22 protein-coding genes and 1 riboswitch are annotated in these 25162 nt (G+C 66.7%); of the genes, 8 read left to right on the top strand and 14 right to left on the bottom strand.

The genetic code is table 11. The annotated features are described in order from the left end of the window. The first annotated feature begins 8 nt into the window (after window positions 1-8). The 3 genes from NQV17_RS25920 (at window position 9) to NQV17_RS25910 (ending at window position 2346) form a co-directional block, all read left to right on the top strand. Window positions 9-266 carry a PAAR domain-containing protein gene (locus tag NQV17_RS25920; protein WP_257774452.1) on the top strand — a complete coding sequence of 86 codons (258 nt, stop codon included), beginning with the start codon at window positions 9-11 and terminating at the stop codon, window positions 264-266. An 18-nt stretch (window positions 267-284) separates the two neighbouring features. Then, on the top strand, window positions 285-599 hold the full coding sequence (locus NQV17_RS25915; protein ID WP_124523316.1) for a TrfB-related DNA-binding protein: 315 nt from the start codon (window positions 285-287) through the stop codon (window positions 597-599). 262 nt (window positions 600-861) lie between these two features. Beyond that, window positions 862-2346: an aminotransferase class V-fold PLP-dependent enzyme gene (locus tag NQV17_RS25910; protein ID WP_257774421.1), complete on the top strand. Its 1485-nt coding sequence runs from the start codon at window positions 862-864 to the stop codon at window positions 2344-2346. Window positions 2347-2600: 254 nt separating this feature from the next. Here the strand turns inward: NQV17_RS25910 and NQV17_RS25905 are convergent, their stop codons facing one another. After that, the gene (locus tag NQV17_RS25905; RefSeq protein WP_374692748.1) at window positions 2601-3716 is read right to left on the bottom strand and encodes a DJ-1/PfpI family protein; all 1116 of its coding nucleotides are present in this window, start codon (window positions 3714-3716) and stop codon (window positions 2601-2603) included. An 88-nt stretch (window positions 3717-3804) separates the two neighbouring features. Between NQV17_RS25905 and NQV17_RS25900 the strand changes: the two genes are divergently transcribed. Both NQV17_RS25900 and NQV17_RS25895 read left to right on the top strand, forming a co-directional pair. After that, the gene (locus NQV17_RS25900; protein ID WP_257774420.1) at window positions 3805-4815 is read left to right on the top strand and encodes a GlxA family transcriptional regulator; all 1011 of its coding nucleotides are present in this window, start codon (window positions 3805-3807) and stop codon (window positions 4813-4815) included. A gap of 409 nt (window positions 4816-5224) precedes the next feature. Beyond that, window positions 5225-6757, top strand: a complete 1533-nt coding sequence (locus NQV17_RS25895; protein ID WP_257774419.1) for an amino acid permease — start codon at window positions 5225-5227, stop codon at window positions 6755-6757. 123 nt (window positions 6758-6880) lie between these two features. Here the strand turns inward: NQV17_RS25895 and glyA are convergent, their stop codons facing one another. The 3 genes from glyA to NQV17_RS25880 form a co-directional block, all read right to left on the bottom strand. After that, window positions 6881-8128, bottom strand: coding sequence for a serine hydroxymethyltransferase (glyA, locus tag NQV17_RS25890; protein ID WP_124667788.1), 1248 nt, complete (start codon window positions 8126-8128; stop codon window positions 6881-6883). Window positions 8129-8447: 319 nt separating this feature from the next. Beyond that, window positions 8448-9227, bottom strand: coding sequence for an SDR family NAD(P)-dependent oxidoreductase (locus tag NQV17_RS25885; RefSeq protein ID WP_257774418.1), 780 nt, complete (start codon window positions 9225-9227; stop codon window positions 8448-8450). 33 nt (window positions 9228-9260) lie between these two features. Continuing rightward, a complete protein-coding gene (locus tag NQV17_RS25880) occupies window positions 9261-10508 on the bottom strand; it encodes a D-arabinono-1,4-lactone oxidase (RefSeq protein WP_257774417.1) in 1248 nt (415 codons plus the stop codon). 256 nt (window positions 10509-10764) lie between these two features. Between NQV17_RS25880 and NQV17_RS25875 the strand changes: the two genes are divergently transcribed. Beyond that, a complete protein-coding gene (locus NQV17_RS25875) occupies window positions 10765-11769 on the top strand; it encodes a helix-turn-helix domain-containing protein (protein WP_257774416.1) in 1005 nt (334 codons plus the stop codon). 188 nt (window positions 11770-11957) lie between these two features. On the opposite strand, the gene NQV17_RS25870 is transcribed toward NQV17_RS25875, so the two are convergent. The 10 genes from NQV17_RS25870 to NQV17_RS25825 all read right to left on the bottom strand — a co-directional run bounded on the left by NQV17_RS25870 (window position 11958) and on the right by NQV17_RS25825 (window position 22468). After that, window positions 11958-12386 carry a 2-oxoglutarate dehydrogenase gene (locus NQV17_RS25870; protein ID WP_257774415.1) on the bottom strand — a complete coding sequence of 143 codons (429 nt, stop codon included), beginning with the start codon at window positions 12384-12386 and terminating at the stop codon, window positions 11958-11960. Window positions 12387-12437: 51 nt separating this feature from the next. Next, window positions 12438-14288 (bottom strand): peptidase S10, encoded by a 1851-nt coding sequence (locus tag NQV17_RS25865; protein WP_257774414.1) that lies wholly within the window; start codon window positions 14286-14288, stop codon window positions 12438-12440. Between the two features lie 837 nt (window positions 14289-15125). Beyond that, window positions 15126-16937 (bottom strand): ExeM/NucH family extracellular endonuclease, encoded by a 1812-nt coding sequence (locus tag NQV17_RS25860; protein ID WP_257774413.1) that lies wholly within the window; start codon window positions 16935-16937, stop codon window positions 15126-15128. Between the two features lie 213 nt (window positions 16938-17150). Beyond that, window positions 17151-18092, bottom strand: coding sequence for a copper resistance D family protein (locus NQV17_RS25855; protein ID WP_257774412.1), 942 nt, complete (start codon window positions 18090-18092; stop codon window positions 17151-17153). Next, window positions 18089-18469, bottom strand: a complete 381-nt coding sequence (copC, locus tag NQV17_RS25850; protein ID WP_257774411.1) for a copper homeostasis periplasmic binding protein CopC — start codon at window positions 18467-18469, stop codon at window positions 18089-18091. Before copC ends, NQV17_RS25855 begins: the two co-directional genes overlap by 4 nt. A 14-nt stretch (window positions 18470-18483) precedes the next feature. Beyond that, window positions 18484-18828: a copper-binding protein gene (locus NQV17_RS25845; protein ID WP_257774410.1), complete on the bottom strand. Its 345-nt coding sequence runs from the start codon at window positions 18826-18828 to the stop codon at window positions 18484-18486. A 72-nt stretch (window positions 18829-18900) separates the two neighbouring features. Beyond that, window positions 18901-20196 (bottom strand): multicopper oxidase family protein, encoded by a 1296-nt coding sequence (locus NQV17_RS25840; RefSeq protein ID WP_257774409.1) that lies wholly within the window; start codon window positions 20194-20196, stop codon window positions 18901-18903. Between the two features lies 1 nt (window position 20197). Next, complete coding sequence (locus tag NQV17_RS25835) at window positions 20198-21685, bottom strand: TolC family protein (protein ID WP_257774408.1); 1488 nt, start codon at window positions 21683-21685, stop codon at window positions 20198-20200. Then, window positions 21682-21987 (bottom strand): hypothetical protein, encoded by a 306-nt coding sequence (locus tag NQV17_RS25830; RefSeq protein ID WP_257774407.1) that lies wholly within the window; start codon window positions 21985-21987, stop codon window positions 21682-21684. The genes NQV17_RS25835 and NQV17_RS25830 overlap by 4 nt, the downstream gene beginning before the upstream one ends. A gap of 94 nt (window positions 21988-22081) precedes the next feature. Continuing rightward, window positions 22082-22468, bottom strand: coding sequence for a hypothetical protein (locus NQV17_RS25825; protein ID WP_257774406.1), 387 nt, complete (start codon window positions 22466-22468; stop codon window positions 22082-22084). Between the two features lie 267 nt (window positions 22469-22735). Here NQV17_RS25825 and NQV17_RS25820 point away from each other — a divergent pair, with 267 nt between their 5' ends. Continuing rightward, a complete protein-coding gene (locus NQV17_RS25820; protein WP_044848315.1) occupies window positions 22736-23407 on the top strand; it encodes a heavy metal response regulator transcription factor in 672 nt (223 codons plus the stop codon). Beyond that, window positions 23404-24819, top strand: coding sequence for a heavy metal sensor histidine kinase (locus NQV17_RS25815; RefSeq protein WP_257774405.1), 1416 nt, complete (start codon window positions 23404-23406; stop codon window positions 24817-24819). The genes NQV17_RS25820 and NQV17_RS25815 overlap by 4 nt, the downstream gene beginning before the upstream one ends. A 139-nt stretch (window positions 24820-24958) precedes the next feature. After that, window positions 24959-25134, top strand: a riboswitch (yybP-ykoY riboswitch). Window positions 25135-25162: the final 28 nt, after the last annotated feature.

Raw genomic sequence — 25162 nt, 5'->3', positions numbered from 1 at the left:
CGAGTCATATGCGAGGAATCATCCGGGTAGGCGACAGCCATACCCACGGCGGCCGGGTCGAGTCCGGCGCCGAAATCAGCAAGGTCATGGGGCGGGCGGTCGCGCGCTTCGGCGACACGTGTTCGTGTCCGATCCACGGCACCTGCACGATTGCCGCCGGCGACGCTGCCTTCAACGTCGAAGGTCGGGCCGCCGCATTCGACGGTCACAAGACTTCGTGCGGCGCGACACTCATTTCTTCCATTCCGAACTCCGGGCGCCCCTGAATGCTGAAGACGCGACGCATGACCGCCGAACAGTTCCGACTGCTGCGGCTTCAAGATACCCGGATCAAACCGTTGAACCAATGGGCCCTGCACGAGATTTTCGTGAAGGGCCGCCCACAGCGGGAACTGGCCGCGAAACTGGGTATGAACCGCTCGGCAATGTCGCAGCTCGTTCGCAAGGCGTGGCAGCGGTATCTCGAACTACCGGGCAACGTCACGCACCTCACCACGCTCACGATTACGATCCCGACGAAATATGAGCAAGCGCTCCATGCCTGGGTGCAGGACGCACATCGTTTATCGAATCAGCCCGATCAAGACGAGTTGACGTGATCGACGCGCCCTCTCAGGGCGTTCAGCGACATCCGATTCGTCGCAGGCGCGCCGGGCAATGCCCATCAGTGGCGCCCGGCCGCGCAGGCATCCGTGTGACCAATCCCGCCCCGGGTCCACACGAAAACAAATTCCCCCATATCAAACAAAAAGAAAACGTTATTCCACATCGCTCTGAATTCCCAACCAACTTTGGATCCTTTTTCCCCGCCCTACCTCGTATCATTTCTCCCATTCCGAAGAGAAAGAATTAGAGAAGGACATGAGCGATACCACCCCGCTGCACTACCTCGACTACGCCGCCACCACCCCTGCGGACCCTCGCGTGATCGAAGCGATGACGGCCTGCCTCGGTGCCGACGGCATCTTCGGCAATCCCGCGTCGAGTTCGCACGCCGCCGGCCGGCTCGCGAAGGAAAAGGTCGAGCACGCACGCGCGCAGGTCGCCGCGCTGATCGGCGCGCAGGCCGACGAGATCGTCTGGACGTCGGGCGCCACCGAATCGAACAACCTCGCGCTGAAGGGCTATGCGGAAGCTGCGACCGGCAAGCGCCACCTCGTCACGAGCCGCATCGAACACAAGGCGATCCTCGACACGATGGCGAACCTGTCGAAGCGCGGCATGACCGCGACCTACCTGACACCCACCGCCGACGGCGAAATCACCGTCGACGCCGTGGCCGCGGCGATCGGCCCCGATACGGGCCTCGTGTCGCTGATGCTCGTCAACAACGAACTCGGCACGCTGACCGACATCGGCGCGATCTCGCGCATCGTGCATGCGGCCGGCGCGCTGCTGCACGTCGACGCCGCGCAGGCGCTCGGCAAGACGCCGATCGACGTGCGCGCGCTCGGCATCGACCTGCTGTCGATGTCCGCGCACAAGGTGTACGGCCCCAAGGGCATCGGCGCGCTGTTCGTCCGCCGCGAGATCGCCGAGCGCATCGCGCCGCAGATCCACGGCGGCGGGCACGAGCGCGGCCTGCGCTCGGGCACGCTCGCGACGCACCAGATCGTCGGGATGGGCGTGGCGTGCGAACTGGCCGCCGAGAAACTCGAGCGCGAAGCCGCGCGGATCGCGGCACTCAGCGCACGCCTGAAGGACGCGCTGCTCGCGCTCGGCGACATCACGCACAACGCGGCAGCGGCGCGCCGCATCCCGCACACGCTGAGCCTCACGGTGAACGTGCCGGGCTTCTTCCCGTTCATGCTCGGCGATGCGCTCGCCGTGTCGTCGACCTCCGCATGCAACTCGACCAGCGGCGCGCCGTCTCACGTGCTGACCGCGATCGGCCTCGACGAGCAAGCCGCGGGCCGCACGGTGCGGATCAGCTTCGGCCGCTTCACGACGGAACAGGACGTCGATTTCGCGATCGCATGTTTCGCGCGCGCGCTCGAGCAATGCCGGGCCGCGGCAGCGACCGGGTTCACCGTATCGCGACAGATCACGCCGGCGGACCTGAAAGCGATCCGCAGCGCCGGCTTTCGCGCGGTGATCTGCAACCGGCCGGACGGCGAAAGCGCCGATCAACCGGCATTCGAGGCAATCGCCGCCGCTGCGCGCGAACTGGGCCTCGACGCGCGCTATCTGCCGGTCGAACGCGACCGGATCGGCGATGCGGAAGTCGACGCGTTCGGCGCGCTGGTCGATGCGCTGCCGAAGCCGGTGCTCGCCTATTGTCGAAGCGGAAGCCGCGCCGGGATGCTGTGGAACCGGCTGACGGCGCGGCGGACGGCGACGGCCTGAGCGCAACCCGCATGTAACGAAGCATCGCGCGCGTCCACGTTCATGCTCGAAACCGACGTTTCGACGCGTGGCCGCCCGGGCGTCGCGATCAAACGCCGAATGCAAGTCGGTGGAAAGTGCGACGTGCGCGCGATGTGCTGCGCGCATGTCCGCAGGCACCTCCCGGGCTCGACGTTCGGGACATCATCCCGCTCGGGCCGTTTCCCGCGTCCGAGGCACGGTTTGCGCCGGGCAACGCGCAAGCCCGGCAGCCGCTACTTCGCATACTCCAGTTGCAGCGCCACCCAGTCCGACGTCGCGTCGCCGTAGCGCGCCGCGACGTCGCCGAGCACACCGGGCAGCACCGCTTCGCCACGCCGCCCGTCCGGAATCGTCACGCGCGCGTGACCGGCATCGGCCGGTTGCGTCAGCAAGCGCAGCCCGTGCTTCGATTCGATCACGTGCGCGTCCGCCGTTGCGACGATGTCGCTGCGCCACGTCCGCGCCCACGCATCCGCGGTGAGCGCAACCGGAAGTTCGTCGAATCCGCTCGCGACAGGCAGATCGAAGGTCCGATGCCGCCAGAACGCGACGCGATTCGTCAGTGCGGTCGCCACGGCACGCGCGGTCAACCCGAACCGGCTGCCGTCGTGAACGTCGCTCCATCCGTGCGCGCCGATGTTGCGTGCCGTTTCGCGCGCGGCCACCGGCCCCGCCAGCGCATTCACCAGCGCAAGCGACGCGGGAATCGACGCCGACACGCCGCTCGTCGTCATCACGTTGCCGTCCATCACGTAGCGGCGATCGTCGACCCACGCCGTATCGGCAAAACGGCGACGCAGCCCGTCGCGCGAATACCAGTGCGCGGTCGCGATGCGATCGCGCAGCAGCCCGGCGTTCGCAAGCACGGCCGCGCCATCGCAGATCGCCACCATCGTGGCGCCGGCAGCGGCCTGTTTGCGCAGCCACGCGAGCACGGCCGGCCGGTCGGCACGATGCAAGGCCGGCACGATCACGACGTCCGCGCCCGCGGGCACGTCCGCGTCGAACCGGTCGAACGTCGTATCGGCCAGGATCCGCAGCGCGGGCATCAGTTCGACCGCCCCGGCGTCGGCCGACACGGCCACGACATCGGCCGCGCCCGACGTCTTCAGAATCGCGTACGGGACGATGAAATCGGTCGTCTCCGTTCCGGCGTTGTCCGCGACGATCGCAACGAGCGGCCGCGTGCGGCCCGCCTTCGGTGCGTTCACGCTCAGCGTTTGCGTGACCGTTCGTGCGCCGTGCGCGGCCGGCGGCCCGGACTGCCCCGACATGCACGCGCCCAGCACCGCACACACGAGCAGCGCAACCGCCACGCGCATCGCCCCGTTTCTGTTCCATTCCCGCATCGCCCACCCGCGTCAATCGATTGCATGTGCGGAAAATTACAAGGATCATGCACGCGGTCACAAGGACAACTCCACCGCACTTTCCGCCATGCCCCAGTCAACCGGTCCGGCACGCGACATCGTCGTCGTCGGCTTCGAAGGCGTCCAGTCACTCGACATCACCGGCCCGATGGAAGTGTTCGCGGTCGCGAACCGCCATCTTCCCGGGCATGTCCCGCGCTATCGGCTCACGCTCGCATCGCAACACGGCAACGACATCGTCACGCACGCGGGCCTGCGTCTTGCCGGCCCGACCGCGCTTGCGGCGTTGCCCGAGCGCATCGACACGATCATCGTCGCAGGCGGCAGCGAAGCGGCGCTGCGGCACGCCGCGTCGAACGCCGGCGTGCTGCCCTGGCTGCGCACGCGGATCGCGGGCACGCGGCGCATCGCGAGCATCTGCACGGGCGCGTTCGTGCTCGCCGCGGGCGGATGGCTGGACGGCAAGCGCGCCACCACGCACTGGAATCAGTGTGCGACGCTGCAGGCGCTTTGCCCCGACGCGCGGGTCGAGCCGGATGCGATCTACGTGAGCGATCCGCCGTTTCATACGTCGGCCGGCGTGACGGCCGGCATCGACCTGTGTCTCGCACTCGTCGAGGCCGACTGCGGCGCGCCGACCGCGCTCGCGGTCGCGCGCGAGCTCGTGCTCTTCATGCACCGTCCCGGCGGACAGGCGCAGTTCAGCGTCGGTCTCGACATCCAGGCAAACGCGACGCCACCGATGCGCGCGCTGCTCACGTCGATCGCCGACGACCCGACCGGCGATCTCGGCGTCGCCGCGCTGGCCGCGCGCCTGCACATGAGCGAGCGCACGTTTGCGCGCAATTTCCTCAAGGAGACGGGGCTCCCGCCCGCGCAATTCGTGCTGGCCGCACGCGTCGAGCGCGCGAAGGCGCTGCTGGAGCGGGCAGACTGGCCACTCGAACGGGTCGCGCAACGTTCGGGGTTCGGCAGCGTGGATGCGCTGCAACGTGCATTCGCGAAGCGGGTCGGGATATCGCCGCGCGACTACCGTGCGCGCTTCGGACAGAAACCCGGCAAGCCGCAAGCCGAGTAGGCCGCTCCAGGTTCCCTGCCGGGCCGACTCACGGAATTGCGACACGGGGCGCGGTCGACTTCAGAAAGCGATTGCTGGCCATGTCGCCCTTCAAGGGAGCGCACTTTTTCCCCGGCTGTCGCATTTCGACAAGTACGGATCATCCCGATCCGGTTGGATTCCTTACAAATATTCAGCCCGCCACGCGATGCCCCCGAACGGTGCACCCGTCCGGAGTTTCGCCGGATTGCCGAAATCCGATATCGCCGCGAGATTTGGCTTCATACCGTTCCCGTATCGGACCGGATACGCGACCGCCATCGATGCATGACAACGCGTGCCCGCCGACGAATTCCAGGAGCGGGCCGCAGCACCGGGCCCGGGCAGCGATGACGGTCCTGCCTCGCAGGACATACGTGACGGAGCGAATATGGATGCGAAAATCCAGCCTGATGCAGGTACCGACAGCGACGTAAGCCTCCTCCACAAGATGGGATATGCGCAGGAGCTGTCGAGACGCATGAACGGCTTCTCGAACTTCGCCGTGTCGTTTTCGGTGATCTGCATTCTGTCGGGCGGCATCACCGCGTTTCAACTGGCGTTCTCCGCGGCCGGCGGCGCCTCGATCGGCCTCGGCTGGCCGCTCGGCTCGCTGTTCGCGCTGATCGTCGCGGTGTCGATGTCGCAGATCGCGTCCGCGTTTCCGACCGCCGGCGGCCTTTATCACTGGGGCGCGATCCTCGGCGGGAAGAAATGGGGGTGGATGACGGCGTGGCTCAACCTGATCGGCCTGATCTTCGTGATCGCGGCGATCAACTTCGGCACCTACGATCCGTTCTTCAAGACGCTGATCGCACCGATGTTCGGCGTCGGTCCGGACAGCCTGACGTGGTGGCATCAGACCGCGTTCATCGCGATCATCACGATTTCGCAGGCGATCCTGAACGCACGCGGCATCCGGATCGCGAGCAAGATCACCGACCTGTCCGGCTACCTGATCTTCGTCGTGACGATCGCGCTGGTCGTGTCGCTGCTGGTCTACTCGCCGGTCACGTTCGACCTGCATCGGCTCGTCACCTTCACCAACTACACGGGCGTCGACGGCGGCGCCTGGCCGAAGCAGACCACGCCGCTCGCGTTCCTGTCCGGCCTGCTGCTGGTGACCTACACGATCACCGGTTTCGACGCGTCCGCGCATACGTCGGAAGAAACGCACGACGCGGCGAAGAACGTGCCGCGCGGCATCATCGGCTCGGTGTTCTGGTCCGCGGTGTTCGGCTACGTGATGGTATGCACGTTCGTGCTGGTCATGCCCGACCTGACCGCCGCGATGAAACAGGGCACCGGCTTCTTCGAAGCCATCCTCGCACCGATCCCGAAGACCTTGCGCGTCTGCCTCGAGCTCGCAATGTTCTTCATCAACTACGTGTGCGGGCTCGCCGCGATCATGTCGACGTCGCGGATGATGTACGCGTTCGCGCGCGACGGCGGGCTGCCGGCGTCGAAGCTGCTGCGCAGCGTGAATCACAACCACCGGACGCCCGGCCCGGCAATCTGGACCTGCGCGGTGCTTGCGATCGTCGTCACGCTGTACGGCGACGCGTTCTCGGTACTGAGCGCGGGCAGCGCCGTGTTCCTGTTCATCTCGTATGCGATGCCGATCGGTTCCGGGATGCTCGCCGAAGGGCGCACGTGGACCGAAAAGGGCCCGTTCCAGCTGGGCATCTGGTCGAAGCCGTGCGCGCTGCTCGCGCTGGTGGGCGCGTGCGTGCTCGCGTACGTCGGCATCCAGCCGCCGAACGAGAAGGTGCTCTACGTGCTCGTCGCGTTCGTGGGCGTGCTGATGGTGATCTGGTACGGGTTCGGCGTGCGCAAGTCCTTCGCCGGGCCGCCGGTGCTCAAGGACACACGCAATGACGAGCGTATTCGCGAACTCGAGGCGAACGTCGATCCGACCGTGTGACGCGACACCCATTCGCACACAGCGCAAAAAATCCGGCTCGCGGTGTGCGAGCCGGATTTTTTTACATCGTTTCGGAACGAGCGAGGTTCAACCGCGTCGGCAGTCGAACCCGATTGCCGCGTCTCAGCCGTAGACCGGGAAACGCTGCGTCAACTCCGCGACCAGACCGCGTACGCGTTCGATCGTCGCGGCATCTTCCGGTGCTTCCAGCACGTCGGCGATCAGGTTGCCGACCTTCTCCGCTTCCGCCGGGCCGAAGCCACGCGTCGTCATCGCCGGCGAACCCAGGCGGATGCCGCTCGTCACGAACGGCTTTTCCGGATCGTTCGGGATCGCGTTCTTGTTCACCGTGATGTGCGCCGCACCGAGCGCCGCTTCCGCTGCCTTGCCCGTGATGTTCTTCGCGCGCAGGTCCACCAGCATCACGTGGCTTTCGGTGCGACCCGACACGATCCGCAGGCCACGCTTGACCAGCGTTTCAGCCAGCACGCGTGCGTTCTCGACGACCTTCTGCTGATATTCCTTGAACTCCGGCGACAGTGCTTCCTTGAACGCCACCGCCTTCGCCGCGATCACGTGCATCAGCGGGCCGCCCTGGATGCCCGGGAAGATTGCCGAGTTGATCTGCTTCTCGTACTCGGCCTTCATCAGGATCACGCCGCCGCGCGGGCCGCGCAGGCTCTTGTGCGTCGTCGTCGTGACGAAGTCCGCGTGCGGCACCGGGTTCGGGTACACGCCTGCTGCGATCAGGCCCGCGTAGTGCGCCATGTCGACCATCAGGTACGCGCCGACCGACTTCGCGATCTTCGCGAGACGCTCGAAGTCGATCTTCAGCGCGAATGCCGATGCACCCGCGACGATCAGCTTCGGCTTGTGTTCGTTAGCCAGCTTCTCGGCCGCGTCGTAATCGATGTCTTCCTGTTCGTTCAGGCCGTAGCTGACGACGTTGAACCACTTGCCCGACATGTTCACCGGCGAGCCGTGCGTCAGGTGGCCGCCGTGCGCGAGGCTCAGCCCCATGATCGTGTCGCCCGGCTTGAGCATCGCGAAGAACACGCCCTGGTTCGCCTGCGAACCCGAGTTCGGCTGCACGTTCGCGGCTTCCGCGCCGAACAGCTGCTTCACACGGTCGATCGCCAGCTGCTCGACCACGTCGACGTACTCACAGCCGCCGTAGTAGCGCTTGCCCGGATAACCTTCCGCGTACTTGTTCGTGAGCTGCGAACCCTGTGCGGCCATCACGGCCGGGCTCGTGTAGTTTTCCGACGCGATCAGCTCGATGTGGTCTTCCTGGCGGCGGTTCTCGTCCTGAATGGCAGTCCAGAGTTCCGGATCGACGTTGGCGACGGTGCTGGTAGTGCGATTGAACATGATGATTGATCAAAAGAGAGTGATGGATTGACCCTGGTGGGCCGGACTTGCCCGGACCCGCGAAGTCGAGCGCCGGACCGGCGCTCGATGACGTCGACAACCATGCCGCCCCGCGACGCCGGCTGAACGGTGATTCGGCATTGCCATTCCAGCAGACGCAAATTCGTTCAGATAGAAGGATTACGACAATCCGCTAGGACACATCGCGCGGCGAACCGGCAAAAAAAATCGAAGGTCCGCATCGCTGCGGAACCTTCGACAGAACCTGCCGTTCCTGGGAGCTCGCGCCTGCCCGTCGGCTTCCTGCGAATATCGGGGCCTAAACGGCGGAGAAACAGTTGTCGACGAACAGATGGGTGCCGTTGACGAAGCTCGATTCGTCGGACGCCAGGAACAGTGCGGCCGCCGCCACTTCCGACGGCTCGCACAGCCGGCCTTGCTGCACTGCGATAGCCGCTTCGGTCGCATCCACGCCCATCGCCTGCAGATCCTTCAGTTCGCGCATCCCGTGCGGGGTGCGGATGAACCCGGGCGCGAGCGCATTGCAGCGGATGCCGCGATCGCGGTATTCGACGGCGATCGCGCGCGCGAACATGTGGCATGCGCCCTTGGTCGCGTCATACAGCACTTCGCCGGGCGTCGCGCAAACAGCCGAGATCGACGACGTGCAGACGATGCTGCCGCGCCCTTTTTCCAGCATCTGCGGCAGCACCGCCTGCGTCATCAGGAACATGCTCTTCACGTTCACGCCCATCAGCCAGTCCCACTCCGACTCCTCGATGTCGAGGAACGGTTTGACGATCAGCGTGCCCGCGTGATTGAACAGGATGTCCGCGTTGCCGTACTGCTTGCGGGCCGCGTCGACCGCGTTCCGCACGTCGGACTGCTTCGACACGTCGGCGCCGAGGCCGATCGCCTGCAAGCCGGCATCGCGCAGCCGCGCCGCGAGCGTGTCGGCCGCGTCGCCGTCGCGGTCGATGATCGCCACCTTCGCCCCCTGCGCGGCGAACAGTTCCGACGCGGCGGCACCGCATCCGCCCGCGCCGCCGCTCACGATGGCGACCTTGCCCGCCAGGCGCCCGTCGATCTTGACATTCATGAGTCGTTCTCCAGTCTGGTTCGTTCGGACCGCTCAGCTGAACAGCGTCCGAAGATGATCGTTGAGGAAATAGCCTTGCGGATCCACGCTGCGGCGCAGTTCGCGGAACGCCTCGGCCTTCGGGAACCAGCGGTCCACGTCGTCGCGGTTCGTGAAGTGCAGCTTGCCCCAGTGCGGACGCGAGCCGTAGTCGCGCAGGATGTCGTCGACGTCCTTCAGGAACGGCCAGTAGTCGACGCCGTTCGGACCGCCCGAGCACGAAATCGTCACGCTGTCCTGATGATTGAACGGGCTGATCCATGCCGGATCGCCCTTCGTGAAGCGGTACTCGACCGGGAAGATGCAGTCGCGGTGCTTCGTGAGGATCAGCTCGCGCACGCGGCGCAGCGCTTCCTTGCCGTGTTCGGCGGGCACCGCGTATTCGAGCTCGTGGAAGTTCGCGACGTAATGAATCGCGTAGACCTCCGAGCTGTACGCGATCTTCTCGTGCTCGCCTTCGTAGAACGTGCGCTCGTCGGTGATGTCCATCACCTTGATCTCGCACACGTCGTAGTCCTTCTTCGAATTCGACACCTTCGTGGTATCGGGCAGGCAGTACAGGTGACGGCTTTCGGACGTCGGGCACCAGAAGAACCCGAAATGGCGATGCTTCGCCGCGAGGCCGTCGTACTGTTCCATCAGCGCCTCGAAGTCCTCGCGCCACACGCGGTCGTGCAGCCAGAACGCGTCGGTCACCTGCAGCGTCAGCTCCGACACCACGCCGAACAGGCCGAGGTTCACCTGGGTCGCGTGCAGCAGGTCGAGGTCCTGCCGGTCGCTCACTTCCATGATCGAGCCGTCGGGGCGAACGATCCGCATCCCGACCACCTGCGACGACAGGTTGCCCAGCGTCGTCCCCGTGCCGTGCGTGCCGGTTGCGAGCGCGCCGGCAATCGCCTGCGAATCGATGTCGCCCTGGTTGACGAGCGAGAAGCCGATGTCCTTCAGATGACGCGTCACCGCATTGATCCGCGTGCCGGCCTTCACCGTGACGCGCTTGCGTCGCTCGTCGACCGCGACGATGCCCTGGTAGTCCTTCAGCGACAGCAGCAGGCCGCTCGTCGCGACGATCGGCGTGAACGAATGTCCCGATCCCGAGCATCGGACGTTCTTGCCCTGGCGCGTCGCGGCCTGCACCAGTTCGGCGATTTCCGCCTCGCTGGTCGGCGACGCCATGTGCGCGGCGACGCACGACTGATTGCCGACCCAGTTCCGCCAGAACCCGCCACGTGGAAGCTCCATCGACGTCTCTCCAGAAAAGTGCCGCCGGACCCGCGCCGGCAGCCGTGTTCGGTTCGTCCGGCAACGAAGCGGGATGCTTCCGGCGCCGGCGCGATGCGTTGTGTTCCGTTCGTACCAAAGGTATTGCGCCGGCCGGCTTTTCACTATCGGATTTCGGCAAGCGAGGGTTTTCTCCGGGAATCGGGCCGCCGGGGTTTTTGACCGGCGCGCGCAGCGGCTACAATGCGTCGATCCGGCCCGCCCCTTCCCGACTCCGATGACGCCGTCCGCCGATCCGAGCGATTTTTCCGGCGCCCCGCCGTTCGCACGCGCGGTGGCGTTCTGCGCGTTCACCGACGTGGAGGAACAGGCGCGGATCTTCGACGGCTGGCATCTCAACTACACGCAGATCTCGGGCGGCCGGTTTCATGGTTCGTCGTCCATCGTGTCGCTCGGCGGCATCCGGCTCCTGGTCGAAGACCTCGACAAGGTGATCCTGCAGCAGGGCGCGGTGCCGTCGGACCGCATCGCGGTGGCCGTGCCGCTGGAACTCGAAGGCCATGCGCGCATGTGCGGGGAGAAGAGCGGGCGCGACAGCCTCCACGTGTTCTCCAGCCAGCCGGTGTTCGAGTTCTATTCGCCCGACCGGCACGTGCTCGTGAACGTCGAGATCGAGCCCGACAAGCTGTCGACGGAGGCGATGCGCACGCTCGCCGCGTCGCTGCGCGCGCGCACCTTCGCGCCGCTGATCCCGATGACGCCCCGGGTCGCGGACCGCCTGCGCGACCTGCTGCGCCACACGATGGCCGCGGCCGCGAAGAGCGCGCCGCTCGAGGACGTGACGACGCAGGCGCGGATCGAACTGCTCGAACGGACCGTGCTGTATGCGATTTCAGAAGCAATGACGATGCCCGCGCCGGATGCGAACGCCCTCGCGACGCGGCCGACGAAGTACTGGTCGCTCGTCAACGCGGTGCAGGCGCGACTGCAGGATGCGTCGACGTGCCCGCTGTCGATCGCCGAACTGTGCGTGCAGCTCGGCATCAGCCGGCGTACCGCGCAGTACGCGTTCAACGACACGCTCAACCTGAATCCGATCGCGTACCTGCGTGCGGTCCGGTTGAATCACGTTCGCCGCGAGCTGCGGCTCGGCGGGTCCGTGACGTCGGCCGCGACGAAGTGGGGCTTCTGGCACCTGAGCAGTTTTGCGCAGGACTACCGCGCGATGTTCGGCGAGTTGCCGTCGGCGACGGCGAGGCGCTACGCGCACCGGGAAGGCTGAGCGTCGATCGCGTGAAGCATGACGCGGCTTCGCGTTGCCCGCGCGTGAACCGAACTTCGATGAAGAAAGCCGCGGCCTAACGTGCGCCGCGGCAGATTGAAAGCAGGCCGCCGCCGCAGTCGAGCGGCCGGCCCCCATCGGCACCGGCCGACACCGGCCGCCCTCCCGCGCGCGACCTCACTACACCGTCACTCCTGCTGTTCCTGCTGCGCCTGCACCTGCCGCTGCTGGATGAACTGCCGCACGTCGCTCATCGTCACGCGACCGGTGTGTTTCGCATCGATCTCGTCGAAGTGCTTCGCGACGAACCCGAGCCCGCCGCTCTGCGCCTGCGCTTTCGTCACCGCCGCGCCGTTGCTCAGCACCGTGTTGCCGCCGAGCCGGGCATCGACGCGCTTCTGCGCCTGCTGCTGCAGCGTCGCGCCGGTCGACGGCACTACCGGTGCCACGCGGGTCGAAGGAAAGAACGGGCCGTCGACGCCGTGCCCACCGCGCGGCAGCTTCACCGGCGCCACCGCCTGCGGCGGCAATGCGTGGGCGCTGCTCATCACGGCACCGAGGACGATCAACGGGGACATACGCCGCATCAAGTTGATTAGGGACATGATCACTCGCATTCGATGGATGAATAGAGGGTTCCTTTTCGCAAGGAGTCCGTCGTTTACGGTTTACGGTGCCGCTGCCAGCGTCGTCGCGGTGGTCGCGCCCGGCGAGGCGCCGGTCGGCGTGCCGGCCGGGTTCTCGTCCGGCCACGGCGGCGGCAGCGTGTGCAGCGTCAGCGCGGTCGGAATCCGCCGGCCCTGATAGAAGAGCTTCAGGTCGCGCTTCATCTGCGGACGGGCCACGTCGTCCAGATACGTCATGTGTCCGCCCTGGAAGAAGTTCACCTGCAGCTTCGGGTTCAGCCCCTTCACCGTCTGCAGCCGCGCGAGTTGCTTCTCGGTGTTGAAGAACGGCGTCGCCAGGTCGTGGAGGCCGTTCTCCGCGAGCACCCGGAGCTTCGGATTGAGCTGCAGCGCGCCGAGCAGATCGGGGATCGTGTCGGGCATCGGCTGGCCGTCATGCGAGAAGTCCCACACCTGGATGATGTTGTCGTTCAGCGGCAGGTAGGTCGCGTTCGGCGCAGTGTAGCCGAGGTAGTCGGGCATCTGCGTCGCGAGCGCGTTGGTGAACGGCTGCGAGATCAGAATGTCCGACGGATCGCCGTCCGTTTGCAGCCGCGGGTCGGCGTTCGGCAACGACACGCGTCCGTCGTAGCGGCCGATCGTCGTGCCGGGCACCAGGTTCGTGCCGAACGGATTCGCGTTGAAGTAGTCGCGCAGCGCGTGCTGCGTGAGGCTCGACGGCAACGACCACAGCGTCAGCGTCGCATCGCTCGGGAACACCGGCGTGCCGAGCGCGTCCGGAATGCCGAGCTGGCTCAGCACCCACGACTGCGAGTACTGCTGCAATTGGTTGTAGATCAGCGTTGTGAACAACTCGGTCTGCAGCGCATACAGATAGGGATTGACCGGCGCCGGCGACACCTGGTTGAAGTACGCCGCGACCGCCGCATAGCCGGGCAGGTAGCCGGCCACGGTATCGGTCTCGAGCAGCAGCCCCTCGGTCGACTGCGTGATCGCGACCGCTTCCACCGCATCGGCGAAGTAGTTCAGGATCGCCGACTGCAGCACGATCCCCGTCAGGTGCACGCCGGCCGATTCGAGCGCCAGCGCGAGCATGTCGGTACGCGGCGTGCCGTACGATTCGCCGTACAGGTAGATCGGCGACGTGCCGCGATTGTTGACGTTCAGGTAGCGCTGGATGAAGTCGCGCATGATGTTGACGTCCGCATCCGAACCCCAGTACTTCTGGTTGGTGTTCGGCAGCACGGCTTCCGACAGCCCGGTTCCCGGCGGGTCGATGAACACGAGGTCGGTCGTGTCGATCAGGCTTTCCGCGTTGTCGACGAGCGGATAGTTCGGCCAGTTGCTGCCGAACAGCGGATCGGGCGTGGCGACGCGCGTCGGCGCGAACGAGCCGAGCCGCAGCCAGATCGACGACGAGCCCGGGCCGCCGTTGTAGACGAACGTGACGGGGCGCGGCTTGCCGTTCGTGCTCGGCACCGTGTACGCGACGTACGACATCGACGCTTCCGCGTTGCCGTTCGCGTCCTGCGCGGTCAGGTGGCCGGTGGTCGTCGTGTAGCTGACCGTCGTGCCGCCGGATTGCCACTGGTAATGCATCACCGCCGCCTTCTCCGAGACCTGCGCGGCCGCGAGGCCGTCGGTCGCATTCATCGAATAGGCGACGGGGTCGACGTAAGGCTGGTTCGCCGCCGGCGTCTGGCTGCCGGCCGCCTGTTGCACGCCGGCCTGCTGGCTGGCGGCGGCCTGCGCGAGGCTCGATGCGCCGACCGACGACGAATCGTCGCCGCCGCAGCCCGCGAGCACCATCGTCACGACGGTCAATGCGCCTAGCCCGGCCAGCCGGCCGCGACGTGCGCGGCGGCTGCCGGTAATGCTCCTGTCTGGTTTCATGCCTCGATCCTTGTGTTGGGTCGGATACCGCTTCACACAGGCCGCCATCGCCGGCGAAAAACGCGCAGGCATACCCGCCACTCGCGTTGCACGGTCGGCAGACGGCGGTTGGGGAATGGACTTCTTCGAGAGACTGAACTTGATACAGACACAGCAAACTGCTGGCGGAGAATGATGCGGGAACGCCGCCCCCTGGCAGTTTCGACGACTTATCGTATTACCAATATTTACGACATGACAAAAATAGGCGGTGCTGCGCCGCGTTGTCAAAGATCATTCCGATATTAAAAAATCTCGTATGATGCGAACGGAGATCAGTGTTTGTCATTTGAAAGAAAAACGATAGTTCGAACTGGACACGTTGCGTGAATCATTTTTCCTGAAATGCCGTCCGTTTTGCGCAGATCCCGTAGCGCTTGGCGAGTATTGGAATCGAGCGCAAAAGCCCTTCAAATCGACATGATTTTTCTTTCATTTTAATTATTCGAATCCGATTAGAACGAATCGTTGAATAAAGCCCGATATCACCCACAAAATACCGATTCCGACTGTTTACACGATGCACTGAGGAATTATTTACCCGATATCGGAATTAAACCATCGGATGCACTGAACGGCATTGATGCGTAATACGCGGGTATTCGCAACGAAGAAGCGATCATTCGCGCCACGCATTCCGGATCGGATTGCGGCGATCGCGAATCGGGCACGTGATGCGTGGAGGAGAGAGAGGCCGGTGAGCGAGCGACAACGCATGCTTTGCGCGCCGCCGCCGACTCAAGCGACGACGTGCGGCAGCGCCGCACGCCGTACTTCAGAGGTTCGACGTGGAGGAGATCAGCGCCCGCCGCCCGGCAGCGCGATATCGATCAGCACCGGATCGTGGTCCGACGAACGATACGCATCCGGCGCGTAGAAGGTCTTCTGCTGCTCGGCCGACTTGTACGCGAGCGTGTACTGCAGCGCGAGCGGCTCGTCCGCGTTGATGTGCCATTCGTGCACGGCCTTCACGTGCGATGCGAGCGGCAGCGACGCGAGCGCGTGATCGAGGTAGCCGGCTTCGCCGTTGTACACGTAGCTGTACGCATTGGCGCCGATCCAGCGCGACACGAGGTTGCGGTAGCCGCGCGATTCGAGCAGGCGGATCGGGTCTTCGTACGTATAGCTGTTGAAGTCGCCGATCAGCAGCGTGCCCTGCCCCGCGACGCCCGTCGGCGTGCCGGCGAGCCAGTCGGCCAGCTTCGCGGCCGCGCGCGTGCGCGTCGGGTTCCAGCAGCCCTGGCCGTCGCCCTGGTCGAGATCGTCGTTCGCCGCGTCCGGGCAGTTCTTCGACTTCAGGTGGTTGACCGCGATCGTCAGCGCCTGCTTGCCGCCGATCCGGCGGAACGACTGCGCGAGCGGCTGGCGGTTCTTGTCGTCGATCGCGAACGTCGACGCGCGGCCGACGGGTTCGACCGCGCGGCTGTCGTAGATCATCGCGACCGTGATCGCGTCGCCGCCGAGGCGCGACGTGCCCGGGTCGACCACGCGCCAGTGGCTGCCGAGCTTCGCCGCGAGTTGGCGCACCGCGCTCAGTTCACCGTAGCCGTTGTTCTGGATTTCCATCAGGCCGATCACGTCGGCGTCGAGCGCCTTCAGCGCGCTGACGATCTTCGCTTCCTGGCGCTGGAATTCCGGGTAGCTCTTCGCGCCACGGTTGTTCGGATCGTCGAAGCCGCCGCCGAGACCGTTGCCGTTGAAGTAGTTGAGGACGTTGAACGACGCGACGCGCAGGTTCGATTTCGGATCGCGCGCCGGAGCGTTGGTGCGCGGGTTCGAACGCGTGTCGAACGCCGGCGCGGCCGCGCCGGGCAGCGGCTGCACGCGCCATGCTCCGTAACGCACCTCGAGCACGCCTTCGACGTCGCGCACGGTGTAGCCCGAGCGCAGCGTGTTGGCGGCCGACAGTTCGGGCGCCGGATACGGCACGGTCGCCGGGTTCTGCTTGTTCGAGCCATCGTCGAGGATCAGCCGGTTGCGTGCGTTCGCATCGATCTGCGTCTGTGCGTGCGATGGCGGCACCACGCTCGTCGGCGTGTGCAGGCGGCCGTTGCTCAGCATCACGCTGCCGTAGCGGCCGAGCTCGTAGTTGTCGGTGACGGTGAGCGTCTGCGGCAGGCGCACGCGCATCCCTTCGTACGCAGCGAACGCGTTCGGGTTGTCGACCGGCAGCGTGAGCGTCGCGGGCGTGACCGTCTGGCTGTTCGCGCACACCGCGATCGCGCCCGACAGCGTCAGCTGTGTCTGCCCGTATTTCTCCTCGACCTTGCCGGTCACGTGCACGAGATCGCCGGCCTTCGCGCGCGCTTTCGGCGCATAGACGAATAGCCCTTCGGACACGCCCGGCTGGTTGCGGCGCTGCGCGTCGGCCTGCTGGACGAAGAAGCCGCCGAAGCCGTCCGTGCCGCCGAAATCGGCGGTGACGACCGCTTCGATCGACACGTTCTGCCCGGCGAGCGGCGACGGCGCGCCCGGCCCCTGGATGTCGGCGATCGGCGTCGTGCTGCCGCCGCAGTTCGGGCTGACGGGGGCGCCAGTGGCGGCGAAGACCGGTGCGGCAAGCGTGGGAAGCAGCAATAGCGGGGCAAACAGGCGGATTGGCGAGCGCATGGCGGGGAATCCCGGTTGTGAGGATAGCGAAAGCTTAGCGGCGCTCGATGACAGTTGTTAGTAACCGGAAGACAGATGAACGTAATCTTCGGCACCGCTGCGCGATGGCGATCGACCGCGCGCCCGCGGTCGGAAAGCGGGAAATCGCCTGACGAATCCCGCCCCCTGTTGCGACGATTTCCCGATGCCGGCTTCGCCCCGCCAACCGTGGAGCTAAACCGTCCCCGGCAACGCGCTCGACACGAGCACGGCAGCCACCATCAGCACGCCGGCCAGCACGACCGCCTCGATCCGCAGCACCGCGCCGAACCGGCGCAACAGGCCGGCCGGCGTCGCAGCGGCCGGGTCCTTCAGCGCCGCCAGCAGCTTCGGCATCTCGAAGAACCGGTTGTGCCCGCCGAGCGCCGCCGCGATCAGCACGAGCGCGAGCTTGAACAGCAGGATCTGTCCGTACGTCGACGCAAGCAGGTTCGCGGGCGTATCGACACCACGCCAGCCGTTGTAGGCGCCGGTCGCGAACAGCACGATCAACGCATACGTCGACGCATCCGACAGCGACTGCACGAACGAAGCGCCGGTCGTGCGTTCGCTCGCGGGCATCCCGGCAAGACGCGGCATCACGCCGAACGCCGTCACGAACACGAGCCCGACCCACGCGCTGATCGCCAGCAGATGCAGCCAGTCGACCCACACCGGCACGCTGAACAGCCCCGCGTCGACCGGATGCCCGCCGTTGCTGCGCGCGAGTGCGACGCCCGCGAGCGCGGCCCACATCGCGAACGGAAAGCGCGTGTCATTCGCATGCCGAAGCAATGACAGCAGCACGACGACCGCCGTGAACGCCGCACCGGCCAGCCACGCGTGGCCGAAGCCGGTGCCGGCGAGCATCGAGCGGACGGCCGGCCCGGCGTCCAGCATCGACACGTCGCTCATCAGCGCGCAGTGCGCCCAGAACGCGGTGGTGCTCGCGAGCAGCGACACGACGGACGCGATGCGCAGCGTCGCGACGAGACGCCGCGCGATGCCGTGCTGCCACGCCGACTCGCCGCGCGCGAGCCAGTGGCTGCCGAGCAGCGCGCCGACGATGACGGCGAACCCGGTGTTCTGGATCGCCACCGACACGAGCCTCAGGAGGCCGACGAAGCCCTCGTTCACCCCTTCACCCTGAACGTGTAGGTACCCTTGGTGCGATGCGCGTCGGCCGTCATCGCCACCCACTGCACCGTGTACGCGCCCGGCGCGAGCTTCGGGATCGCGACGGTCATCACGCGCGGGTTCGACGCATCGACTTTCGCCTTTTCGTGCGCGACGGCGTTGCCGCTCGCGTCCGACACCTTCACCGAGCTGAACGCCGGTTCGAGATCTTCGTTGAACGTCAGCCGCAACGTGTCGGGCGCGGTATCGACCGTGCTGCCCGTCGCCGGCGCGGCGCTTTCCAGCTTGCCGTGCGCGAATGCCGCGGCCGGCACGGCGGCGGCGATCGCGCCGGCCGTGGCGAGGGCGGCCAGCCGCCCGAGAGTGGTGATCTTCATGGTCATGCCCGCCATCACGGCTTCTTCAGCTCGACGACGGTCAGCGCGCCGCTCACGTCCGCGGCGACGAAGTCGACCTTGTCGCCCACCTTCACCTGCGACAGCATCGCCGGATCCTTGACCTTGAACACCATCGTCATCGCATCCATCCCGAGGTTGTCCAGCGGACCGTGCTTGATCGTCAGCTTGCCGGTGCCCGCATCGATCTTGCGGATCTCGCCGTGCGACATCTCGTGTTTCGCGGCGCCCTGCATCGCGCCGCCGCTCATGTCCATGCCGGCCATGTCGCCGGCCGCGAACGACGCGGCGGAAAACGCCAGCATGCAACCCGTTGCAATCGAAACCAGTCCCTTCTTCATCGTGCGTGCTCCTGAGTGAGTGAAATGAAACCGGCAGCCGCATCGTCGCGACCGCCGCATGCTGCCTGCCGCTCAACCGTCCGGCAATTCGCCGGTGTATTCGTAGGCGACGGTGCCCTTCGGATGCCGGAACCAGCCCGGATCGTGATAGTCGTTGCGGCCGAGCCCCTGCCGCACCTTGCAGACCGTGAACATGCCGCCCATCTCCAGCGGCCCGAACGGGCCGGTGCCCGTCATCATCGGCAGGGTGTTGTCGGGCAGCGGCATTTCCATGCCGCCCATCGCGCCGCCGGTGCTGCCCATCGCCATGTAGTCGGGCACGAGCTTGCCGATCTTCTGCGCGAGATCCTTCTGCGGCACGCCGATCAGGTTCGGCACCTGGTGGCCCATCGCGTTCATCGTGTGATGCGACTTGTGGCAATGGAACGCCCAGTCGCCCGCGCGATCGGCGGTGAATTCGATCGCGCGCATCTGGCCGACCGCGACGTCGGCCGTCACTTCCGGCCAGCGCGCCGCCGGCGGAATCCAGCCGCCGTCGGTGCCGGCGACCTCGAAGCTGTAGCCGTGCAGGTGGATCGGATGGTTCGTCATCGTCAGGTTTCCGAAACGAATCCGTACGCGGTCGCCCGCCCGCACCGGCAGCGGGTCGATGCCCGGGAACACGCGCGAGTTGAACGTCCACATGTTGAAGTCCGTCATCTCGTTCACGCGCGGCGTATAGCTGCCCGGATCGATGTCGTACGCGGCGAGCAGAAAGACGAAGTCGCGATCGACCGGCATCGTCGCGCGATCCTTCGGATGCACGATGAACATGCCCATCATCCCCATCGCCATCTGCACCATCTCGTCGGCGTGCGGGTGATACATGAACGTGCCGTGCGCCTCCAGCTGGAACTCGTAGACGAAGGTCTTGCCGGGCGGGATATGCGGCTGCGTAAGGCCGCCGACGCCGTCCATGCCGTTGGGCAGCCGCAGCCCGTGCCAGTGGATCGTCGTGTGCTCGGGCAAGCGGTTCGTCACGAAGATGCGGACCTTGTCGCCTTCGACGGCCTCGATCGTCGGGCCCGGCGACTGGCCGTTGTAGCCCCACAGGTTCGCGTTCATCCCGGGCGCCATCTCGCGCACGACGGGTTCGGCCGTCAGGTGGAACTCCTTCCAGCCGTTCTTCATGCGCCACGGCAGCGTCCAGCCGTTCAGCGTCGCGACGGGCGTGTACGGGCGGCCGTTGGGCGGCACGAGCGGCGGCTGCGTGCCGGCCTTCGCCATCGTGGGCGCTTCGGGCAGCGATGCCGCGCCGGCCTTGCTGACCATCGCCGCACCGAGCAGCGCGGCACCCGAGCCGCTGAGAAATTGTCGACGGGACACCATGTCAATGACCTTCCGGATGCGTTGCGGGCGCTGGTTGCGCCACGGGTGAAGAAGCCGGCCGCGACGCAGCGTCGGGCGTGAATGCGGCGGGAGCGTCCGCGCGCGGCGTTGGCTGTGTTGGCTGCCCAGCCGGCAGCCGGCCGCCGACGGCCGCCTGCAGATCGGTTTCGGCGAGCCAGTAGTCCTTCAGTGCATCGATGTAGCCGTTCACCGCGCCGACCTGCTCGCGCGCATCGGCCAGCAGCTCGAACACGCTCGCGAGCATCCCGTTGTAACGCAGCAGCAACTCGTCCGAGATCGTCCTGCGCAGCGGCACGACTTCGTCGCGATAATGTTTCGCGACGTCGTAGCGCGTCGTGTAGGCCGCATACGATTCGCGCACTTCCGAGCGCGCGTCGATGGCCGTCTGCGCGAGCCGGTTTGCAGACTGCATGTAGACGGCCTCGGCCCGCGCGACCTTCGCGCCGCCCCAGTCGAACAGCGGAATCTCCACGCTGATCTCGTAGCCGTGCTCGTGCCCCTTGTCGGTCTCGTAGTTGTTCACGTAGCCGAGATCGACCGCGTTGACGAAGCGTGTCGCCTTGCTGAGCCCGAGCGACGACGCGACGCCCTGCGTCCGCAGCTTCGCGGCCTGGATGTCGAGGCGGTTGCTCATCGCATAGCGTTCGAGATCGGGCAGATCGGGGCGTGCCTTCGGCAGGTCGGGCAAGCGCTCGGGCAGCGTGTACTGCGTGCGCTCGCCCCACAACCCCATCGCGCGCGTGAGCTTCTCGCGCGCGGCCACCGCCTGCTGCTGCGCCTTCGCCTGCTGCGCGACCGCGTCCGCATGGAACGCCTGTTCGCGTGCGTAGTCGAGCCGGCTGGAATTGCCGGCCTGCCGCATGCGCAGCGCGAGTTCGGCGGCCGCGCTCGCGGCGTCGCGCACCTGTTGCGCATAGTTCGCGGCCTGTTCGGCGGCGACGGCTTCGACGTATGCACGGCGCGCGTCGGCCGCGACCTTCAGCATCGCGTCGGCCGTCTCGAGCCTGGTCTGCTCGAAGCGGCGGCGTTCGATGTTCGTCGCGAGCGGCAGCGTCAGCAGCGCGAACACGTTGGCCGAGAACGTACGGCCGAGACTCAGTTCGCCGTCGCCGGCCCGCGTGCGGCTGAACGAGAAGCGCGGGTTCGGCAGCCGGCCGGCCTGCACGAGATCGGCCTCCGACAGCCCAAGTTCCGCGTACGACGCCTGCAGGCCGCGATTGTTCAGCAGCGCAAGCTGCACCGCGTCGTCCATCGACAGCGGTTTCGCGAGCAATTCCTTCGTCCGCTTGTCGACGGCTTCGCGGTCGGCATCGGTCCTGACGATGACGGCGTCTTTCCCGATGCGCTCCGATGCGGCGGTCGACACGGCGTCGAAGCCGCCGTCCTTCGAAAACGTCGTGCAGCCGGCGAGAAATGCCAGCGCGAGCATGGTCGCGCCGAATCGCGGTGAAATCGCAAATCGCGTCATTGCCCGGCCCCTCCGTGCATCGAATGGGCGGCACCGCCCGCCGGGTTTCCGGGCTTCGCGTGTCCGGTCGCGGGTCCCTTCGTGGGTGCCTTCGCGGGCCGCTCCATCACGTCCCGGTTCAGTTGCTTCCAGCCCGGGCCGGCGTCGTCGCGATACGGCACGTAGCCGTCGAACGCGGACGTCGTCGTGACATCCGGCACCGACGCGGCCGCATCGGCCGGATCGGGAAAGGCGGTTTGCGCGGGCGCGAGCGACGGCACGAGGCTCGCCGCGCCAAGCAGCGCCGCAATGATCAATCGCATGGATGTTTCTCGTCGTGAGTCGTGAGTCGTGCGGCGGACGTCGTGCGTTCGCCGGCACCGTGTGTGGATCGCGGCCGGTGGCCGCGGGCAGGGACTAGACGGAAATCCGGCGCGGCGGCCTGTCGATGCCGCCGGTCAGGAACGACACGACGACGGTCGAAGGCGCGAACGAGACGATCGCGATACCGATGTCCGACGTAACGGGCACCGCAGGCACCGCCGCCATGCCCGTGCCGAAACAGCAGGATCCGCAGGCGGAACAAGGCGTCGCATGCCGCGAGCGGTTGTCGTGCTCATGCGGTTCGCCGTGCATGCGCTGCATCGCATGCGACGCAGCGGGCGCAGCGGCGCTCGCCCCACTCTCCGCATGCGGCACCGCAGCGAACGTGCCCGCGCACTGCATCGCCCCGGTCGCGAACGACTGGATCGGCACGCACAGCGCCAGCAGCACGACGAGGATGAATTTGCGCCAGTACGACATGGATGCGGAATCAGGCAGACAATGACCGGATGAACGGGAGCGGCGCCGCGACGGCGCGCTCCGGACACAAGACGGCCGCAGCTTATCGCCGCCGGCGTGACGACGACATGGCCGAAACATGACCGGATTTTCATGAAGGGCAGGCACGGCATCGCACGCGCGCCGCATGACAATTCCGTCATCCTCCGGTCATCTTTCGCGCACGCGCGGCGCCGTAAGCTCACGCGTTACACTGACCGGCCGGAATCACCCACGGCCTGCACCACCATGCGGATACTGATAGTCGAAGACGAACCCAAGATGGCGTCGTACCTCCGCAAGGGGCTGACGGAGGCGAGCTACACGGTCGACGTGGCCGAGAACGGCCAGGACGGGCTGTTCCTCGCCCTGCACGAGGATTTCGATCTCGTCGTGCTCGACGTGATGCTGCCGGAACTGGACGGCTTCGAGGTGCTCCGGCGCCTGCGCGCGCAGAAGCAGACGCCGGTGCTGCTGCTGACGGCCCGGGAGGCGATCGAGGACAAGGTCACGGGGCTCGAACTGGGCGCCGACGATTACCTGCTCAAGCCGTTCGCGTATGCGGAGTTCCTCGCCCGCATCCGCTCGCTGCTGCGGCGCGCGCCGCGCAATGCGCGCGAGATCCTGCAGGTCGCCGATCTGGAAGTCGACCTCATCAAGCGCCGCGTGCGGCGCGCCGACACCCGCATCGACCTGACCGCGCAGGAATTCGCGCTGCTGCAGCTGCTCGCGGAACGCGAGGGCGAGGTGCTGACGCGCACCTTCATCACGTCGCAGATCTGGGACATGAATTTCGACAGCGACACGAACGTCGTCGATGCGGCGATCAAGCGCCTGCGCGCGAAAATCGACAACGCGTACGAGAAGAAGCTGATCCACACGATCCGCGGCATGGGCTACGTGCTCGAGGATCGCGCGTGACCGGCGGCCCCGCCCCCTATTCGCTGCTCCGGCGCCTGACGCTCGCGTTCGCGGCCGTGGCCGCGCTCGTGTTCGCGCTGACCGGCGCGTACCTGTATCGCTCGCTGTCCGCCGAATTGACCCGGCGCGACGATATCGAAATCGCCGGCAAGCTCGACCAGTTCCTGCAGCTTGCGCGGGCGAGCGGCTCGACCGCCGCCCTGCGCGCCGACCCGGCCGTCTTCCATGAAGTGCTGCTGTCGCATCCGGGCGTCTATCTCGGCATCTACGACGGCGCGAACCGCCCGCTCGTCGAACACACCGACGCAGCCGGCCACACGCTCGCGTCGGTGATCGCGCGGCCGCAGCCGGCCGGCGCCACGGGCGCGGCGGCCAGCCCGTTCACCTGCGCGCCGCCCGGCATCGGCCCGTCGCGCTGCGTGCGTGCACGCGCCACGTTGCCGTCGGGCGAAACCGTCCAGGTCGCGGTGGCGCGCACGGCGGCCGATCGCCAGTCGCTGCTCGAAAGCTATCGCGTCGACATCTGGCTCGCGGCCGCGCTCGGCGCGCTGCTGGTCGGCGCGCTCGGCTACGCGGTCGCGTCCCGCGGCCTGCGTCCGGTCGAGAGCCTCGGCCGGCAGACGTCGCGCATCGAGGCGCACAACCTCAACGCGCGTCTCGACGCACGCGGCGGCCCGGTCGAGTTGCGCGAGCTCGCCACCTCGGTCAACCGGATGCTCGACCGGCTCGAGCGCGCGTTCGTGCGGCTGTCGCAGTTCTCGTCCGACCTCGCGCACGACATGCGCACGCCGCTCGCGAACGTGATCAGCGCGTCGCAGGTCACGCTGTCGCGCGCCCGCACCACCGAGGAATACGAAGCGCTGATCGATTCGAACATCGAGGAATGCGAACGGTTGCAGCGGATGATCGAGAACATGCTGTTTCTCGCGCGCACGGACAACGCGCGGCAGCACCTGAAGACCGCCGAACTCGACGCCGGCAACGAACTGCGCCGGCTCGCGTCGTATTTCCAGGCGCTGGCCGACGAGGCCGGCGTGCGGCTCGACGTGCGCGGCGAAGCGCCGGTCGTCGCGGACGCGACGCTGTTCCGCCGCGCCGTCAGCAACCTCGCGTCGAACGCGCTCGAACACGCGGAAGCCGGGTCGACGATCGAGCTGGCCGTCTCGACCCGGCCCGGCTTCGCGGTCGTCGAAGTCACGAACCGCGGCGTGGCGATTCCGCCCGAACAGATCGAGCGGATCTTCGAGCGCTTCTACCGGATCGATTCGTCGCGGCACGGCGCGGCGCGCAACGCGGGGCTCGGGCTCGCGATCGTCAAGTCGATCGTCGAACTGCACCGCGGCAAGGTCGAGGTCGTGAGCCAGGGCGGACGCACGACGTTCGCGCTGTATTTCCCGGCCGGCGCTGCGTGACACGCGCATGACGTCGCCGCGCGCGCACACCGATTGCTTCCTGGAATGGCATGTGCGTCCGTCGGAAGGCGGCTGACCATCCCGAATGAAGCGGCATGACCGCACACGCTTGCCGAAAGCGGCCGGCTCGGCTAGACTGCCCTTCGTCTTTGGGGAGTAGCCTGCTTTCCATCCCCGGAAAGCGAATGCGTCAACACACTCGGCCTGCGGCCGTGGCGTATTCGGCCGTATCGGTCTGGCGAGACCATCGACGCATCGCGTCGTTCCTGGTCGGACGTCGGCAGATGCGTCATGGTTCGTCCACGTCCGACCACGGAGTCCCCATGTTCCTCCTGGCTTCCCT

Source organism: Burkholderia sp. SCN-KJ, assembly GCF_024656005.1.
GTDB lineage: Bacteria > Pseudomonadota > Gammaproteobacteria > Burkholderiales > Burkholderiaceae > Burkholderia.
The sequence above is the reverse complement of the archived record's forward strand: the minus strand, read 5'-3'. Positions and strand labels throughout refer to the sequence as shown.